Below are 15,352 nucleotides of genomic sequence, written 5' to 3'. Positions count from 1 at the left end.
GAACCTTCTATAATCAAATCCTGAACTAGATTTTCTTTGATCCGTCCTACAAATATCTGATTTATCTAAAATTTTACTTTTTATAGATAAGGGTTTAAACACTTTAATATTGATTAACAATAAGTTAATTAAAAATACTGCGAATAGAAGCTGCTGGATCGGGTGTCAGAATTAATGATCCTAATCGATTAGGAAAGGACAAGTTGGGAAACCGATATAGCAGGAAGATAAGAGGTTTATGCTGCACATTTTCGGAGGAAGAAACCTGAGGTTCTTAACTGCTGAGAAGACGTTGACACCTTAAAAGGGATCTAAGAGAGCAGCACAATTTGGAAGAGTTAGAAACCCCTCACACCTTCTCTGCTTATCAATTGCTGGGGCCACATAAAGAGTGCTCACGGCCCCCATTAATCAATTACTTTAGTAAGGGAGAGATAAGATAATTGAATACTGTTTTTTACTCGTCTGGATCTCGGCTTTGACTTTCATGCCGGCGGCCAAGAGTCGACCTAAAGAGGGAGAGTTCAGAGAACTGGGAGTAAGCGTCACCCGGGCTTGATAATAAGATTGCTTGTCAGCATCCACATAAGGATGGCTAGCAATTGCAGTAATTTGCCCCTCCAGGGACTCTGTCGACCAACTTTTATCAGTATTATCTTTAATTTGTACGCCTTGGCCGATCTTAACCGCGGCAATGTCTTGAGCAGGGATCTGCAGATGGATCTCAATATTCTCCAGAGGAATAATCTGGGCAATCTTTTGCCCCCGCTGCAAAGTTCCCCCCACTTTGTGAACGCTAAGACCTTTAATTAAGCCGCTGCTGGGAGCTTTAATAATTGCTTCCTCAAACTGGCTTTTCATTTTTGCTTTCTGCTCATTTATTGCTGTGAGTTCCTTCGTGACCTCGGCCAGCTCCTTAAGAGATTCTTCGCGCAGTTGAGCGTCCAGGGCAACCAGTTGTCCTTCTTCCTCACTGATTTCTTGCTTATACTGTTGGTTCTGATTAATTGAGGCCCTTAATTCACTGTTTAAGGCGGCAACAATGTCTTCCGCTTGACGGTAATCTAATTCAGGCCCTAATTTCTTCTCAAAGAGCTTCTTGGCCACATCCCGATGTTGTTCAGCATTTTCCAACTGTTCACGGATTTCATGCTCCTGAGCTAGGGTGAGGGCTAGCTGAGCACGCCGCTGCTCAATTTGCTCCATAATCAATGATCTCTGTTCTTCACGATTCTTTAGGCGCATTTCATAGATAAGCTTCTGCCCTTGCACTATTTGCGATAATTTGTCGGGATAGTGTGCCGTCTCAAAGTTCTTATTTAAGCTTAATGCTTGTAACCTATCAGCCCTCACTTGCAATATCTGAGCCTTTATTGACAACGCATCAGAGTCAGATTGCGTTGTATCGGTCACAAGCTTCATCAATAGTTGGCCGGCCTGGACTTGATCCCCCTCGGCAACAGGGAGTTCAGAGATAATCCCCTTTTGGGTCGATTGAATAATGTGAAGCTTATTCGTTGTTACCATTTCACCCGTGGTGTTAACACTCTGTTGGAGGGGAGCAATGAGCGCCCAACCCACGAGCAGAAATAATAGTCCCAAGCTGGCTAAGATAATTGCTTGAGAAGAGCGCGGCGCCGCGCTTTCATCAAGCATAATTGATTGTTTCAACGCAGGAAATTGACGCGTAATCTCATGCAAAGATGAAGGAATTAAGGCGGCTGTTTGAGTTTTCTCGGTCATGCGGCATTCCCCGAAAGAATATTAAGAAAATAATTTTTAGAGCCAAAGAGTCGCATCTTGCCCTTATTAAGGACAAGAATGCGGTCAGCAAAGTTAATAATGCTAGGGCGATGAGTCACAATAATGATTGTTTTCTTTCCTCTTATCGTCTGGAGCGTATTCTTAAAGATTGCATCCGTTTTAAAATCAATGTGCCCTGTGGGTTCATCAAGGATGAGAATATTACTGTCCCGAATTAAGGCTCGAGCGAGATTAAGCTGTTGTAAAAAGCTCGGCGAAAAACGTTGATCGTTATTGCCATATAAGTGGGTATAAATGCCGTCCGGTAACTGCTGCACCACCTCTTTTAGTCCCACTTGAGATAAAACCTCTAAAATTTCTTGCTCGGTGGCCTCGGGGTTAGCTAAGCGGATATTCTGAGCAATGCTCCCTTCAAATAATTGCGGCGTACTAGGGGCAAAGCCAATGGATTGGCGATAGCTTAAGGGGTCAAAGTTTTGAATGTTAACCCCATCTATTCTTATTTCACCGTCTAAAGGATCATATAAACGCATCAATAAATTGACGAGAGTCGATTTGCCAGAAGCATTCTGTCCAATAATGGCAATAATCTCTCCGGGCTTGATATCCATGGTAATCCCCTGTAACGCCATATGGGTTTGTCCTGGATAGCGGAAATGCAAGTCCTTCACCGTAATATGTCCCTGGAATCTGGGTTGACCATGAACGGCAGCATCCCCTTCAGGAACATGGGACATGATATTGTCTATATCCGTCAGAGTTTTTTTCAAGGCTGGCCACTGGATAAAAAGCCCCCCCAGACGATAAATGGCTGTACCAATCTGCCACAGCCAGAGAGTGACCGGTAAGAACAGTGCTTGGGGCAGCTTACCTTGATTTATTAAATGCATAGCCCAGATCAAAGTTAAGGTAGCAGAACTTTTTAAGAGCCATAACTGCCAATTTGCGAACCGAGCTTGAAGCTGTTCCCATTCCTTATCGTAGCCACTCGCTTGTGACAGATACGCACAATAGCGCTCCTTCCAGGGTGGTGTTGCTGCTAGATTGCTTATGGACTGTTGATTGGTCACTGTCTCAGTTAGAAAATCGTTGGTAATTTCCTGTGCCGCATGAACCTGTGCTTGCAGGTCTTTCGTAGTGGACAAGAAATATCTCACAGAGAGAAGTTGTATCCCGATTACACCGCAGGGCACAAAGACAAGCTGCCCCCCATGAAGGCCTAAGAATAATAAAGAGAAAATAAGGAGAGGTAAGTCCATTAATGCGACTGTTGCTGATATCCAGAGATCAGCATGATTCTCATCATAACATTTGAGCTTATCTAACTGAGTCGTCAGCTCTAAACCTTTAGTGTTTGCAAAAGGAACTTTCAATAAATGCCTTAATAACTCTGTATTAATAATCACTTTTATACGAGCAGCTAGATAGGCTAACCGTCGTCCTTTAAAGTGACTAAAGGCCAACAAACTTAAAAGGAATAAGATTATCCCTGTTGAAAAATACATCAAAGTTTCTTGGGATTGCTTTTGAAGAAGGTACTGATTAACAAATAGAAAGAATAAGGGCACTAAAGCAAACCAGAAACTGCAAAAAGTAGAAATAATGACCGGCAACCACAGCTCATGCTTAAAACGCTTCATTAATTGCTTAGACCATGAAGCTTCAGCAATACCCAGGGCTGGGGTATCTTTGACAAAATTATAGCGGATACCTTTTAATCTTTTACGAATAGGAACAGCTGACTTTTGCCCGGTACGACAATCAATATATAAGAAGTCCTTTTCTGTTCTCTCATAAATAACCCAATAGATCTGTTTTGACTCATTAATAAATAATGTGGGCAAAAAGCTGCGCTTGATCTCTGCTAATCCACTGTGCTTGCTATAACAACTATATCCTAAACTGACAAAAATATTTTTTAGATCAATAAGATCAATTGCTTTCACTTCATAGGGCACAGCCTCAAAAATACGCCGTGAATCCCCCTGCCATCCTAGACAACGGAGCAGTGGCTTAAGGCAATTTATATAATTAAAAGTTGTCATTCGCTGCCTCCTGAGACCCGAGCAGGTCTAAAGGTGGCTGCCGTTACCTCAGATACTACATTGAGACTGGGAACAAGACGACCACCAATCAAGTCATAAGATTCATCCGCAATCTGTTTCATAGAGGGACGGTGCGTGATGAATATTATGGTTGAGGCTACTTTTAAATTTAGCAGGATTTTTTTAAGCTGCGAGTTTCCTTCCTGATCAAGCGCTTCATTGGCTTCATCCAGAATCAACACTCTAGGTTCCATTAATAAGGCCCGAACTAAGCCAATACGCTGCTTTATCCCCTCTGCTAGGGTTACGGATAAGCCATCATTCAACCTTGTTTGATAAGAGGACGGCAGCGCTTCTATCCAACTTTCTAAACCAAACTCTTGAGCAAGCTTGATTGCTTCTTCAACAATAACGCCCGTACGAAATAGAGTTAGATTATCCAGAACACTGGCTGAGAAAATTTGCGTGCTGGCAGGAACATACATGACTTGGCGCGCTAGTTCTGCTGTGGAGAACTCACTTAGTTCATGGCCATCAATTAGAATCTTACCTTGCTGAGGGGTAAGCCTATTCAGAATTAAGCGTGCTAAGGTGGTCTTGCCTGCGCCGCTGGCCCCAAAGATGGTCACAATTGTATGGGGCTGTATGGATAAGCTTAAATTAGACAGAACAGGTTTGTCTTTACCAGGATAAGTAAATTGAACATTTTCTAATCTTAGGGCCCCTGTTAACTCGGGACAGTTAACCTTTGATGCCGAGCAGTGCGGAAAACCCATATCTTCTTGTGTAAAAGAGTGCTCGAGTTGCCGTATATAGTAAATTTTAAACCAATGAACGAAAATGGAATATGTTGGCTCTAAACTGATAAACAGCAAAAACATGCCTACAGAAATCGTATTAATTGATATCTGTCCTTGAGTCGCCTGGGTCGCCATAACAGCCATCGCTGTAATTAAGATAATGTACCCTAAAGTGGACACCACGTCGCGCCCCGCGTTGTGCAGTTCGATGAGTTTATCATTAAAGAAAGCTGCTTGGAACTGTAATTTCTCGAATCTTCTCTGGAGAAGGTTTTCCATCGCCAGGGACTTCACAGTTAAGTAATTGGATAAGACTTGCGCCCTGAAATCATCGTTTTGACCCTCTAGTATATGGTGCTCCTTTAAGAGTGTTCTTAACTTAGTACCGTTATAATGAACCGCGCCTGCAATAAAGGTAATGCCCGCAAAAAGGATTCCAGCCATGATTGGGAACAAATACATAACCCCACACAGGGTTGTGAAACTAAAGGGAAGATTAAGAAACATTAAAAATTCTTGGCTGTTTACAAACTTTTTCAAATATTTAGTCTGCTTGATCAGCTCTAAATAATTGCCCACAGACCTGTAAGAAGGATTAACAATCTTAGAATTGGTTAAACGATCAAACAAAGCACTTGATAACTGATAAGAGTATCGCATTTTTAACCAATTTAAGAGACGACCTCGTGCTTGACGAATAATCAAATCGAACACCATTATCAACAGTGCACTAATCCATAGTAATCCTGTACTTGATACAAAACTATCTCCCCAGGAAACGCTAAAGTGAAAAATTAGCAGCGCTAAAGCAAGGCTCAAGAGGTTAAGAGCCGCCGTCGCCGCCAGGATATCCCAGCGCCACCATTTAAATGATACTTTTTTTTCAAGGGGGTCAGTCATCGCAGTATTAGAAATTACAGAGCTCCTAAATCATAAGCATTATAGTTTTAAGGATACCCTGACAATTTAAGTTCGTCTACGATATCCTCTCCATTTAGGCGCTAACTCAAAAAAATTACTTTTTTCAAAAAACTAGGAATATTTGCTTTGAATTAACATTATTCCCCAATAATAAATTAAGGATAAGCAATTTTATGGCAAAATATGAAACACGTCATACTTATTTCAATACTTAGCGTTTTCTTCAAAACTGCTGCCATAGAGGCCCCAGAAGAGCCTCTCAGGAGTTTAGTGGGATACGGAGCAGAGAGCTGGCAACAGATTATTACTCTGACTCAAGATATCCAGATTTTACAGGATCAGACAGCTGCCCTGAAGACTCATGAGGAAAAGTTTAAAAACTTTCTAATCAGTAGTCACAGACTTATTGAGGCGCATAAAGAGCTTATTACCATTGTCAGCCACGCCTTGACCTGCAAGAATCTTACCGAAAAGCTCCAGCTTCAAACGCTTTATCAAGCCAAGTTTAACCAGCTCTCCCCCTCCTTGTCTTTACTCTTGAGCGAGATAAAAATGTTACAACATTTTTATGGGTTCCAATCCTCGGAAGCTATGGATATTGAAGGCTGGCCCTCAACCTTAAGTTATGAGGTCCCCTTGGAAAGAATAAAAAATTCTCAGTTTCTGAACCCCACTTATACACAACAGATATTAAATACTCTGCAGCGATCAGCTCAATTTTTATGTGAACATTTGACTCAATGTAACCATTTATTAGGGCAAACTTTAATTCTGCAGAACCTTAAGAAAGAACAAATCAAGCATAAATTCTTGTTACAGAACCAAATACTAGGCATCTTGCAGCAAACATGTGGCCAATTGGATTGGTATCTAAAGCAACCGCATTATTTAAAACGTAATTGATTCCATTTCTTACAGTTTATCAGTAAAAGCAGAGAAAGATTGAAAAGGTTGAAAGAATTTAGGCAATGATATCCGGCACCATCATGGCTTCAATTTTTGCCATTTGATCTTTTAAGGCTAACTTTTCACGCTTTAAACGGTGAACCGCAAGATTATCATGCCCTGTCTCTTGCAAAAGGCTCTCAATTTTACTCTCAAGCTCCATGTGTTTTTTCTTGAGGGAGTCTAATTTATGGTGAAGTGCAACGAAAGTTTCAGGATCAACACCCATGAGTATCGCCTTTTTATTATATTAAGCATAAATTAATATAGGAGACGCAGGAGAAAACAACTCTGTTATTTTGTATGGTGCCCGGAGCCGGATTCGAACCAGCGACACAGGGATTTTCAATCCCTTGCTCTACCAACTGAGCTATCCGGGCAAACACATATTCAATGTATATGAAAAAAACATGCTTCTGTCCAGAGTTTTTTATCGCGAGCCCAGGGAACTGATACCCAGGACTGGAAAATTAGCGACTTAGAATAAGACTTTTTAAAAGAAAACCTCGGCAATCTGAGCCTAGAGCGCCAACAAGCCTGCCAAGATGTATTCCCTTTTTACGCCCTTACGCCTCTCCCGCTACAAACCTAAAAAAATCAAACAAGTATATATTTTTTAGCCTCATCTTAACGAGATCTTTACTGATCAACCGTTAGCCTTGGTTTGAGACAAAATTAATCAGGAAGATCGATTGTGTCAGGAAAGGTATCCATATTTGGAGATAACGAGACTCAAAAGGCTGATCTAGCTTATGTTAGAGGCGTTATGAATCAGCCCGTTTTATCTCGTGAAAAAGAACTTGAACTTGCAAACGCATGGTATAAAGAGCGCAATGAAAATGCGCTCCATGATCTAACGAAGGCTTATTCCCGTTTAGTGGTGGCAACAGCAACCCGTTTCCGCCATTATGGGTTGCCCATTGGGGACTTGATTCAAGAAGGAAATGTGGGATTAATGCATGCGGCCGAACGCTTTGAGCCCGAACGCGATATTCGCTTCTCTACGTATGCAAAGTGGTGGATCCGCTCTCATATCCAAGATTATATTTTAAGAAACTGGTCAATTGTTAGGACAGGTTCCACTTCTGCGCAAAAACAGCTCTTTTTCAATTTACGACGCCTGCGCGCTCAATTAGCCAATGTGACCACAGATAATCTAGCTCCTCAAGATCGTCAGAAAATTGCTAATATTTTAAACGTGACCGTTGAAGAAGTAGAAAATATGGAAAATCGTCTGGCTGGTCATGATTTATCTTTAAGCAGCCCGATTGGAGAGGAAAGCAATGAAGACTGGGTTAATACCTTAATTGATCAGAATCCCAGTCCTGAAAGTGAAGCTTTAGAAGAATATGACCGGTCGGTCCGCAGGCACTGGTTAGAGGCAGCTTTACGTCAGCTCCCTATTCGAGAACGTCAAATTATTCAGTGCCGTCATCTCTCGGATGCGCCATTAACTTTAGAGCAGATTGGCGAGATGATGAATATTAGTAAAGAACGGGTCCGTCAATTAGAGGCTCGCGCCCTGCGCAAGATGAAATATCACTTGGCTCGCAATATTCATGATGTTAAGGATGTTCTTTGGTAAGTTCTAAACCAAGCCATTGTTTCTTTAAATCTATCCCCCAGGCGAATCCGCCTAAATCGCCATTCTTGGCAATAACACGATGACAAGGAATAAGAATGCCAATGGGGTTTGCGCCAATAGCCGTGCCAACCGCCCGCATTGCCTTGGGATGCCCAATCTGCTGAGCAATATCACTATAAGCTCGCGTATGGCCACAGGGGATATCCAAAAGCGCTTGCCAAACTTTTGCTTGAAATACAGTACCGTTGACCACTAAGGACGTAAACTGAGGTAATTCCGGCAGACTCGGCGTAAGAGCTGAGGGTGTTAATCGGTGAAGAACCGAGCCGCTGTATTCGGCTTCAACAGCACCATAATTGCTGAATCTGAAACGCCCGACTTGGCGATCAGGATACTGAGCACTAAAACTTTTCTTATCTAAAACAATCAATTTCATAAGATTCAATTTTACCAAAATTATTTTTTTTGTTATGGTGGGCTCAAGTTGGTGTAACTTCAGCTGCCTTATATGACAGATAACACTTCTAAACCACAAAATTCAATGACAAGCTTTGTTTTACGGGCAGGAACAGAGTTTACCTCGGGGATTTTTGTGGGCGTTATCTTTGGTTTAGCCATTGATCACTTCTTTAATACCAAGCCCTTTGGTCTGATTATTATGATCCTTTTAGGGGCCGCGGCAGGGTTCCGAAATATTTTTAAGCTTGTGTGTCAAAACTTTTCCACGGTAAAATCGAATCATCCCCACGGGAAACCATCCGACTTGGAGAAGAAGCCATGAAGCTTTGGACAGTTTTTTCTATATATGCCTATAAAGCGGAGAGTTGATGATGATCGATCCCTTGCACCAATTTATGATTACCCCTTTGATTCATCTAAATCTTGGCGGTTATGATGTCTCTTTTACGAACTCGTCCTTATTTATGGTATTAGCAACCCTCAGTTCTATTGTCTTAATGGCCGCAGCAAGCCGCCGTCCTCAACTTGTCCCCAGTCGCCTCCAATTTATTGGCGAATCCCTACAACGCTTTATAGGACAAATGATCACGGACAATGTTGGCAAAGAAGGATTACCTTATTTACCCTACGTTATGAGTTTATTTTTATTTATTCTTATGGGGAATTTCTTGGGAATGATCCCTTATGGGTTTACTTTTACTAGCCATATTATCGTTACCTTTGTTTTAGCTTTGATTGTTTTTATCAGTGTGACCATCCTGGGATTCATTAAACACGGCAGCCATTTTCTACGGTTATTTTGTCCGCAAGGAACCCCTATTTATATCATGCCGTTATTGGTTCCTGTCGAAATCATGTCATATTTTACGCGCCCAGTAAGCTTAAGCGTACGTTTGTTTGCCAATATGATGGCAGGACATGCGATGCTAAAAATTTTTGCTGGCTTTGTTATTATCTTAGCAGGGACAAATTTGTTCCCTGTGGCAGCCCTACCCTTTGTCGTGAACCTAGCGGTGGTGGGCTTTGAGTTCCTGGTGGCTTTTCTCCAGGCTTACGTGTTCACGGTATTAACCTGTATTTACTTAAATGATGCAATTCATCTGCATTAAACTTGAAAAGGAGAGAGGACTTATGGATTTAGCAGCAGCAAAAATGATTGGTGCAGGTATGGCTGTTATTGCCTTACTAGGTGTTGGTATTGGCTTGGGTAACATATTTTCAAACCTGATTACCGCTATTGCCCGTAATCCATCAGCCAAAGGCGACGTCATGCCTGTGGGTTTGCTAGGATTTGCTTTAACTGAATCGATCGCTTTAATGGCCTTCGTTACAGCGATGATGATTTTGTTCAGCTAATCTATTAGACTATCCTTGTTGATACGGCATTAAGTAGTAACAAGGAATTTTTTATCGACCACAGCAGAGAGGGTAAGAATGCCACAGCTAGATGTTTCAACTTTTCCATCACAGATATTTTGGCTTGTCGTTTGTTTTGCGCTTCTCTGCTTTGCGATGGTTGCTTTTCTTGTACCACGGTTAAGCCAGGTTATGGCAAATCGTGCAGCAACATTAGAAGAATTACGCCAAAAGACAGAACAGCTGACGTTAGAAGCAAGTCGGCTTAACCATATAAATGAGAAGAATTTGCAGGCGGCAAAAGCTGAAGTTCATTCTAAAATTAAGCAGTCCATGACGGAGCTCGCTAAATTAAAGGAAGAAAAGCTTCACGAATTTGAGGCCCGATTACAAAGCCACTTGAATCAAACACAGCAGCAATTAAATCAACATAAACAGGAAATCTTGAGCTCATCAGAAGAGATAGTTCAGCATTTAGTTAAAGATATGTACCGCAGTTTAACGCAGCAGGATCCAGAAAGCAGCCCCTCGGCTCCCGCAAAGAATTTGTAAGATAAAGGATGATCACCAATGCATGAAACCAATTTCTTTGATGCAAGCTTCGTGGTTTTTATAGGGTTTATTATCTTCATCGGCTTTGCCTTAAAATACGGGTATCATAAAATAATTCAAACCATTGATACTGAAATTAAAGATATCAAAGCAACGGTAGAGCAGGCTGAAATAGCCCTAAAAAATGCTGAAAGTCAAGCGTTCCAGGCCCATAAGGATGAAAAAAGACTTAAACAGGAAATTGAAGAATTTAAACAGTCTGCAGAAAAAAGGATTGAAGAGCTTCGCCAGCTTACAGAAACCGAAATTACGGCTCAATTAGCCGCTAAACAAGAAATCGCAGATACCACTTTAGACTTAATCCGCCATAACACCATTATATCCTTAAGAGAGATTATAACTGAGCAAGCAACAACCACATTGCAAGAAATGATTATTGCTAGTAAGAAGAGCGTCCAGGAACGCTTTAATGACCAAGCCATCGAGAAACTTTCTCAATTAATGTCCCAGCCTCAAAGTAACGCCAAACGCTGTTCTTCAAAACAAGCTTTAGCATAAAAGAGGCTACTAACACTTTAGGTATTCTCGAAAGCTTAGCATTTCTAGGGGCTAAGCTTTTTTGTATGTCCAAGTCAGTAACTCCAGTGGAGAATTTTTTTCCCCTCTCTTCCTTAGCTGTACCTAGTATATGGTCAATTCTTGAGGATTAAATATTGCGCACAAACCGGTTAAGATACAAATAAATTACCGGGGTAATATATAAGGTTAAAATTTGCGACGTAAATAAGCCTCCGACCACAGCGATTCCTAACGGTTGGCGCAGCTCTGCGCCCGGCCCTAAGGCCAAGGCAATCGGTACTGCACCTAACAGAGCTGAGAGGGTGGTCATCATGATCGGTCTAAAGCGAACAACACATGCTTCATAAATTGCTTCTTCCGCAGGGGTGCCTTGTCTTTGAGCGGTAATGGCAAAATCAACCATCATAATTCCGTTCTTTTTAACAATACCGATTAGCATAATAATACCAATAAAGGCGATCATATCGAGATTCATCCCCATTATTAATATGGCAAGAATAGCCCCAATAATGGCAGACGGCAGACCTGATAAAATGGTGATAGGATGGATGAAGTTTTCATAGAGCATCCCAAGAATAATATACATTACCAGTATTGAGAGGATTAAAAGCCACCCCATCCCCGCCATAGAACTTTGAAAAATCTGTGCCGTGCCTTGGAAAGAAGGAATGATTGTTGACGGTAAAAACATACTTTTCTCAATAGTTTCTATTTGATCTGTTACATTTCCCAGCGATGCCCCTTCTTTTAAATTGAAGGAGATGGTCACAGCGGGCAGTTGGCCTTGATGGTTAATTGATAAAGGCGCAGGCCCCATTTTAAGATTAGCAATTGAATCGATTTCCACTAATTTGCCTGTTGTGGTACGGATATAAAGATCACGTAAATCATCCAAAGATTTTTGCTGCGCCTTGGTAACTTCAAGGATAACTTTAAAATTATTGCTCTGTGTGTACAGCGTTCCTACCTGCGCCGTCCCAAAGGCATAGTATAATTCCTTACGCAGATCATCATAGGTTATTCCTAGAAACTCAGCCTTATCGCGAATCAACTCGACGCCAATTTGTAGACTTCCCAATTGTTGATCAGTGGACGCTTCAATCACGCCATTAATTTTCTTTATCTCAGCTAGCATTTTATCGGCCCAGGGGGTCAATTCAGCATAATTAAGGCCTTGTAATGTATATTGATAAAGCCCACGCGTCAGCCGTCCGCCAACATTAATATTTTGTATAGGTTGCATATAGGCGTTAATCCCTGGCACTCGGGCTAACTCTTGGCGAAGCTGACGTAAGACTTCAGGCATGCGGGGGCGCTGCGACTGCGGTTTTAATCCGATCACTAGAACCCCCTGATTCATTGAGCCTCCGCTTCCGCCCACCCGCGAAGTTAAGCGATCGACCATCGAGTTCTGCTCAATAATCATAGCAAGCTTAGCCTGAAGTTCAGTCATGGCCTCAAAAGAGATATCTTGACTGGCTTCGGTTTGGGCCAGAATTAAACCATTATCTTCCAGCGGAAAAAAACCTTTCGGGGAATAAAGGAGCAATAAAGCGGTTACAACCATGGTGCCGAGGGTGACCATTAACGCTGTGAAACGATGAGCTAAAACTTCCTTGAGGGTTAGCTCATAGGCTTCTAGAACCTTGTCAAAGGCGATCTGGAACCATTCTGTCCAAGCATGGGCGCGCCCCCCTTCTTTAAAAGTCATATATTGGCATAACATGGGGGTTAAGGTGAGCGAGACCAAGCCAGAAATTAGGATCGCCATACTAATGGTCACAGCGAATTCTCTAAAGATACGGCCAATAATCCCTGACATAAATAGAATCGGAATAAATACAGCAACCAAAGAAAATGTAATCGATAAAATAGTAAATCCGATTTCTTTTGAGCCAATTAAGGCTGCTTCTTTAGCTTCCAAGCCTTTTTCTCGATAGCGAGCAATATTTTCTAACATGACAATGGCATCATCGACCACATAGCCTACCGCTAAAGCCATCGCTAACAAAGAGATATTGTTTAAAGAATAGTCGAGGGCCGCCATGCCGCCAAAAGTCGCAATTAAAGAGAAGGGTAAGGCTAAAGAAGGGATCAAGGTGGCAGATACCTGTCTTAAGAACAAGAAAATGACCAGCAGGACCAGTAGGATAGCAATAATAATTGTCGATTGCACATCGTGAATAGAATCCCGGATTGAAACCGAACGATCGAACATCGGGATTAAGTCCACAGAGGCTGGCAGAATCTTTTTAAACTGTGGCAATAATTTCTTGATCTCATCGACCACTTCTACGGTATTACTACCAGGCTGGCGCTGAATCGCCACCGTTACCACAGAACGGCCATTAGCATAGCCTGCGGTACGATCATCTTCGGCCCCTTCGACAGCCTCCCCCACATCAGAGAGCTTCACATTTCCTCCCAACGCTGTGCGCGAGACAATCATAGAATTAAAGTGCTCGGCGGCGGAGGGTTGACCGACGACTTCAATGTTATAGGCCTGATAGGATCCCATAATAACGCCAGGGGGTGTAATGGAAGTCGTTTGCTGCACGGCGCGGGCAATGTCATTCAAAGTTAGATTACGACCCGCCAGAAGTTCTGGGTTCACTCTGACACGGATCGCTCGTTTCTGTTGACCATAAATATTGACTTGTGAGACTCCCCGCAACATAGAAAGTCGCTGGCCAATCAGAGTATCGGCATACTCTGACAAATCCGTCATCGGCACTACATCGGAAGACACCGCAATATAAAAAACCGGTTGATCCGCTGGATTAACCTTGCGTAACCGCGGCGGTGTGGTCATTTCAACCGGTAGGTTTGCCTGCGCTGCTGAGATAGCCGTCTGCACATCTAAGGCAGCGCCATCAATATTGCGATCCAAGCGAAATTGAATGGTAATATTGGTTGAGCCTGTCACGCTTGAAGAAGTAATATTATCGATCCCGTCAATGGTGGCAAATTGCCGTTCCAAGGGGGTGGCAACAGTGGCCGCCATACTTTCAGGACTAGCCCCCGCCAGAGTGGCGCTGACCTGAATGGTGGGAAAGTCCACATTCGGTAAGGCACTGATCGACAATTTACTATAGCCGGCTATACCCATGACTAATAAGGAAAGCATTAATAAGGTGGTAAAGACGGGACGCCGGATGCAGAATTCTGATAGGTTCATCGCTTATCATCCTTAGAAATCTTAACCATCATTCCTGCTTTTACGTTAAACCCACCATCGGTTATTAATTCATCGCCAGCTTTTAGATCGCCGTCAACGACAGCCTCGGTGGCTGTGGCGAATTTAACAGTGACTGGTTTTAAGGCAACTTTACTCTCAATGACTTGATAAACTTGGCTACCTTTTTGAGTTCGCATAATGGCTTTCATGGGCGCGACTAGAGCCTGTTTGACCTTCTGAATTCCTAGGACCACATCGACATACATCCCCGGCCACAACTTATGATCGGCATTGTCGAGCTGAGCCCTTAGAATAAGGGTGCGCGCCTCCACATCCAGGGTATTCTGGATGGCAGCAATTGAGCCCACTTTAAGAAGTTGCCCCTCACTATTATAAATGTCCACCTTTAGCTTCTTAAAATTAGCTTGAACTGTTGAGAAATATCGTTGTGGTAAGGCAATATCTACATAAATAGGATCAACTTTATTAATGACTACAAGAGACGCCGTATCATTGACCTTAACCACATTCCCCAACGTAATGGCAATGGTGCCAGCGACCCCATCTATAGGTGATCTGATATTAGCATAGTCGATCTGAGTTTTCAGTTGCGTGATTCGTGCTTGTGTCGCCGCCAAGCTGGCTTGAGCTGCCAAGTAAGTCTGGGTAGATTGATCTAATTGCTCCTTTGCCGCCACACCACGCTTAGCCAATTCGGTATCTCGTTCGTATTTCTTCTGGGCCCGGATGATCTCGGCCTCATTGCTTTTTAAGACCGCTTCTGATTGGAGCAACTGAGCTTTTAGATCACGATCATCTAATTGGAACAAGCGATCTCCCTTTTTGACCACTGCCCCATCCTTGATAAAGACCTCCATAATCTGCGAATCCAGACGGGATTTTATCGCCACCGATTCGGAAGCGGTAACACTGCCAATTAAGTTGAGCTGGTGAACCATATCCTGGCATTTTACTGGGGCCACTTTAACAATAGGGGGGACCTGAATTGGCGCTGATCCTCTTGCTAAAAAAAGCCAGAATAAACTTAGGACTAAAATTCCAATGCCACCGAGCAGCCGCCATTGGGGTTGAGTCAGTTGAATTTTCACGTCACTCCATCCTATACCTGTGGTCAGTTCTTATCTTGCAGCGGTCAGCTCGAGCAAAA

Annotated in this window: 14 protein-coding genes and 1 tRNA gene; 7 read left to right on the top strand and 8 right to left on the bottom strand. The window is 42.6% G+C overall.

Annotated features, from left to right (window positions below):
• Positions 1-420 precede the first annotated feature (420 nt).
• Genes HMO_RS0106715 through HMO_RS0106705 form a run of 3 tightly spaced genes read right to left on the bottom strand, consistent with a single transcriptional unit; the run spans position 421 to position 5,509 of the window.
• Entirely contained in the window at positions 421-1,743 is a 1,323-nt protein-coding gene (locus HMO_RS0106715) for an HlyD family type I secretion periplasmic adaptor subunit (RefSeq protein ID WP_010300321.1), read from the bottom strand.
• Complete coding sequence (locus HMO_RS0106710; RefSeq protein WP_010300318.1) at positions 1,740-3,809, bottom strand: peptidase domain-containing ABC transporter; 2,070 nt, start codon at positions 3,807-3,809, stop codon at positions 1,740-1,742. The genes HMO_RS0106715 and HMO_RS0106710 overlap by 4 nt, the downstream gene beginning before the upstream one ends.
• Positions 3,806-5,509: an ATP-binding cassette domain-containing protein gene (locus HMO_RS0106705; protein ID WP_010300316.1), complete on the bottom strand. Its 1,704-nt coding sequence runs from the start codon at positions 5,507-5,509 to the stop codon at positions 3,806-3,808. The genes HMO_RS0106710 and HMO_RS0106705 overlap by 4 nt, the downstream gene beginning before the upstream one ends.
• A 204-nt stretch (positions 5,510-5,713) precedes the next feature.
• Between HMO_RS0106705 and HMO_RS0106700 the strand changes: the two genes are divergently transcribed.
• Complete coding sequence (locus HMO_RS0106700; protein WP_010300313.1) at positions 5,714-6,433, top strand: hypothetical protein; 720 nt, start codon at positions 5,714-5,716, stop codon at positions 6,431-6,433.
• Positions 6,434-6,491: 58 nt separating this feature from the next.
• Here HMO_RS0106700 and HMO_RS0106695 read toward each other — a convergent pair whose 3' ends face one another.
• Complete coding sequence (locus HMO_RS0106695) at positions 6,492-6,704, bottom strand: YdcH family protein (protein WP_010300309.1); 213 nt, start codon at positions 6,702-6,704, stop codon at positions 6,492-6,494.
• A 75-nt stretch (positions 6,705-6,779) separates the two neighbouring features.
• A tRNA-Phe gene (locus HMO_RS0106690) sits at positions 6,780-6,855 on the bottom strand.
• Positions 6,856-7,169: 314 nt separating this feature from the next.
• Between HMO_RS0106690 and HMO_RS0106685 the strand changes: the two genes are divergently transcribed.
• Entirely contained in the window at positions 7,170-8,060 is an 891-nt protein-coding gene (locus HMO_RS0106685) for an RNA polymerase factor sigma-32 (RefSeq protein WP_010300305.1), read from the top strand.
• Here HMO_RS0106685 and HMO_RS15545 read toward each other — a convergent pair.
• The gene (locus tag HMO_RS15545) at positions 8,041-8,496 is read right to left on the bottom strand and encodes a methylated-DNA--[protein]-cysteine S-methyltransferase (protein ID WP_010300301.1); all 456 of its coding nucleotides are present in this window, start codon (positions 8,494-8,496) and stop codon (positions 8,041-8,043) included. The two genes, HMO_RS0106685 and HMO_RS15545, sit on opposite strands and share 20 nt — an antisense overlap.
• Positions 8,497-8,568: 72 nt before the next feature.
• Here HMO_RS15545 and HMO_RS14120 point away from each other — a divergent pair, with 72 nt between their 5' ends.
• The 5 genes from HMO_RS14120 to HMO_RS0106655 all read left to right on the top strand — a co-directional run bounded on the left by HMO_RS14120 (position 8,569) and on the right by HMO_RS0106655 (position 10,985).
• The gene (locus HMO_RS14120; protein WP_033444554.1) at positions 8,569-8,841 is read left to right on the top strand and encodes an AtpZ/AtpI family protein; all 273 of its coding nucleotides are present in this window, start codon (positions 8,569-8,571) and stop codon (positions 8,839-8,841) included.
• A 49-nt stretch (positions 8,842-8,890) separates the two neighbouring features.
• Entirely contained in the window at positions 8,891-9,628 is a 738-nt protein-coding gene (locus tag HMO_RS0106670) for a F0F1 ATP synthase subunit A (protein ID WP_029448567.1), read from the top strand.
• Between the two features lie 22 nt (positions 9,629-9,650).
• Positions 9,651-9,875, top strand: a complete 225-nt coding sequence (locus tag HMO_RS0106665) for an ATP synthase subunit C family protein (RefSeq protein ID WP_010300293.1) — start codon at positions 9,651-9,653, stop codon at positions 9,873-9,875.
• A gap of 78 nt (positions 9,876-9,953) precedes the next feature.
• Positions 9,954-10,427 (top strand): F0F1 ATP synthase subunit B family protein, encoded by a 474-nt coding sequence (locus HMO_RS0106660; RefSeq protein WP_010300292.1) that lies wholly within the window; start codon positions 9,954-9,956, stop codon positions 10,425-10,427.
• Between the two features lie 18 nt (positions 10,428-10,445).
• Complete coding sequence (locus HMO_RS0106655) at positions 10,446-10,985, top strand: F0F1 ATP synthase subunit B family protein (RefSeq protein ID WP_010300287.1); 540 nt, start codon at positions 10,446-10,448, stop codon at positions 10,983-10,985.
• A 148-nt stretch (positions 10,986-11,133) separates the two neighbouring features.
• Here the strand turns inward: HMO_RS0106655 and HMO_RS0106650 are convergent, their stop codons facing one another.
• Both HMO_RS0106650 and HMO_RS0106645 read right to left on the bottom strand, forming a co-directional pair.
• Positions 11,134-14,184, bottom strand: a complete 3,051-nt coding sequence (locus HMO_RS0106650) for an efflux RND transporter permease subunit (RefSeq protein WP_010300285.1) — start codon at positions 14,182-14,184, stop codon at positions 11,134-11,136.
• Positions 14,181-15,293: an efflux RND transporter periplasmic adaptor subunit gene (locus HMO_RS0106645; protein ID WP_010300282.1), complete on the bottom strand. Its 1,113-nt coding sequence runs from the start codon at positions 15,291-15,293 to the stop codon at positions 14,181-14,183. Before HMO_RS0106645 ends, HMO_RS0106650 begins: the two co-directional genes overlap by 4 nt.
• Positions 15,294-15,352 lie beyond the last annotated feature (59 nt).

The sequence above is a fragment of the Candidatus Odyssella thessalonicensis L13 genome, from assembly GCF_000190415.1.
GTDB lineage: Bacteria > Pseudomonadota > Alphaproteobacteria > Paracaedibacterales > Paracaedibacteraceae > Paracaedibacter > Paracaedibacter thessalonicensis.
The sequence above is the reverse complement of the archived record's forward strand: the minus strand, read 5'-3'. Positions and strand labels throughout refer to the sequence as shown.

Coding starts and splice junctions, on each gene's coding strand:
- HMO_RS0106715 (WP_010300321.1), bottom strand. CDS start 1,743: ATGACCGAGAAAACTCAAACAGCCGCCTTAATTCCTTCATCTTTGCAT.
- HMO_RS0106710 (WP_010300318.1), bottom strand. CDS start 3,809: ATGACAACTTTTAATTATATAAATTGCCTTAAGCCACTGCTCCGTTGT.
- HMO_RS0106705 (WP_010300316.1), bottom strand. CDS start 5,509: ATGACTGACCCCCTTGAAAAAAAAGTATCATTTAAATGGTGGCGCTGG.
- HMO_RS0106700 (WP_010300313.1), top strand. CDS start 5,714: ATGAAACACGTCATACTTATTTCAATACTTAGCGTTTTCTTCAAAACT.
- HMO_RS0106695 (WP_010300309.1), bottom strand. CDS start 6,704: ATGGGTGTTGATCCTGAAACTTTCGTTGCACTTCACCATAAATTAGAC.
- HMO_RS15545 (WP_010300301.1), bottom strand. CDS start 8,496: ATGAAATTGATTGTTTTAGATAAGAAAAGTTTTAGTGCTCAGTATCCT.
- HMO_RS14120 (WP_033444554.1), top strand. CDS start 8,569: ATGACAGATAACACTTCTAAACCACAAAATTCAATGACAAGCTTTGTT.
- HMO_RS0106670 (WP_029448567.1), top strand. CDS start 8,891: ATGATCGATCCCTTGCACCAATTTATGATTACCCCTTTGATTCATCTA.
- HMO_RS0106665 (WP_010300293.1), top strand. CDS start 9,651: ATGGATTTAGCAGCAGCAAAAATGATTGGTGCAGGTATGGCTGTTATT.
- HMO_RS0106660 (WP_010300292.1), top strand. CDS start 9,954: ATGCCACAGCTAGATGTTTCAACTTTTCCATCACAGATATTTTGGCTT.
- HMO_RS0106655 (WP_010300287.1), top strand. CDS start 10,446: ATGCATGAAACCAATTTCTTTGATGCAAGCTTCGTGGTTTTTATAGGG.
- HMO_RS0106650 (WP_010300285.1), bottom strand. CDS start 14,184: ATGAACCTATCAGAATTCTGCATCCGGCGTCCCGTCTTTACCACCTTA.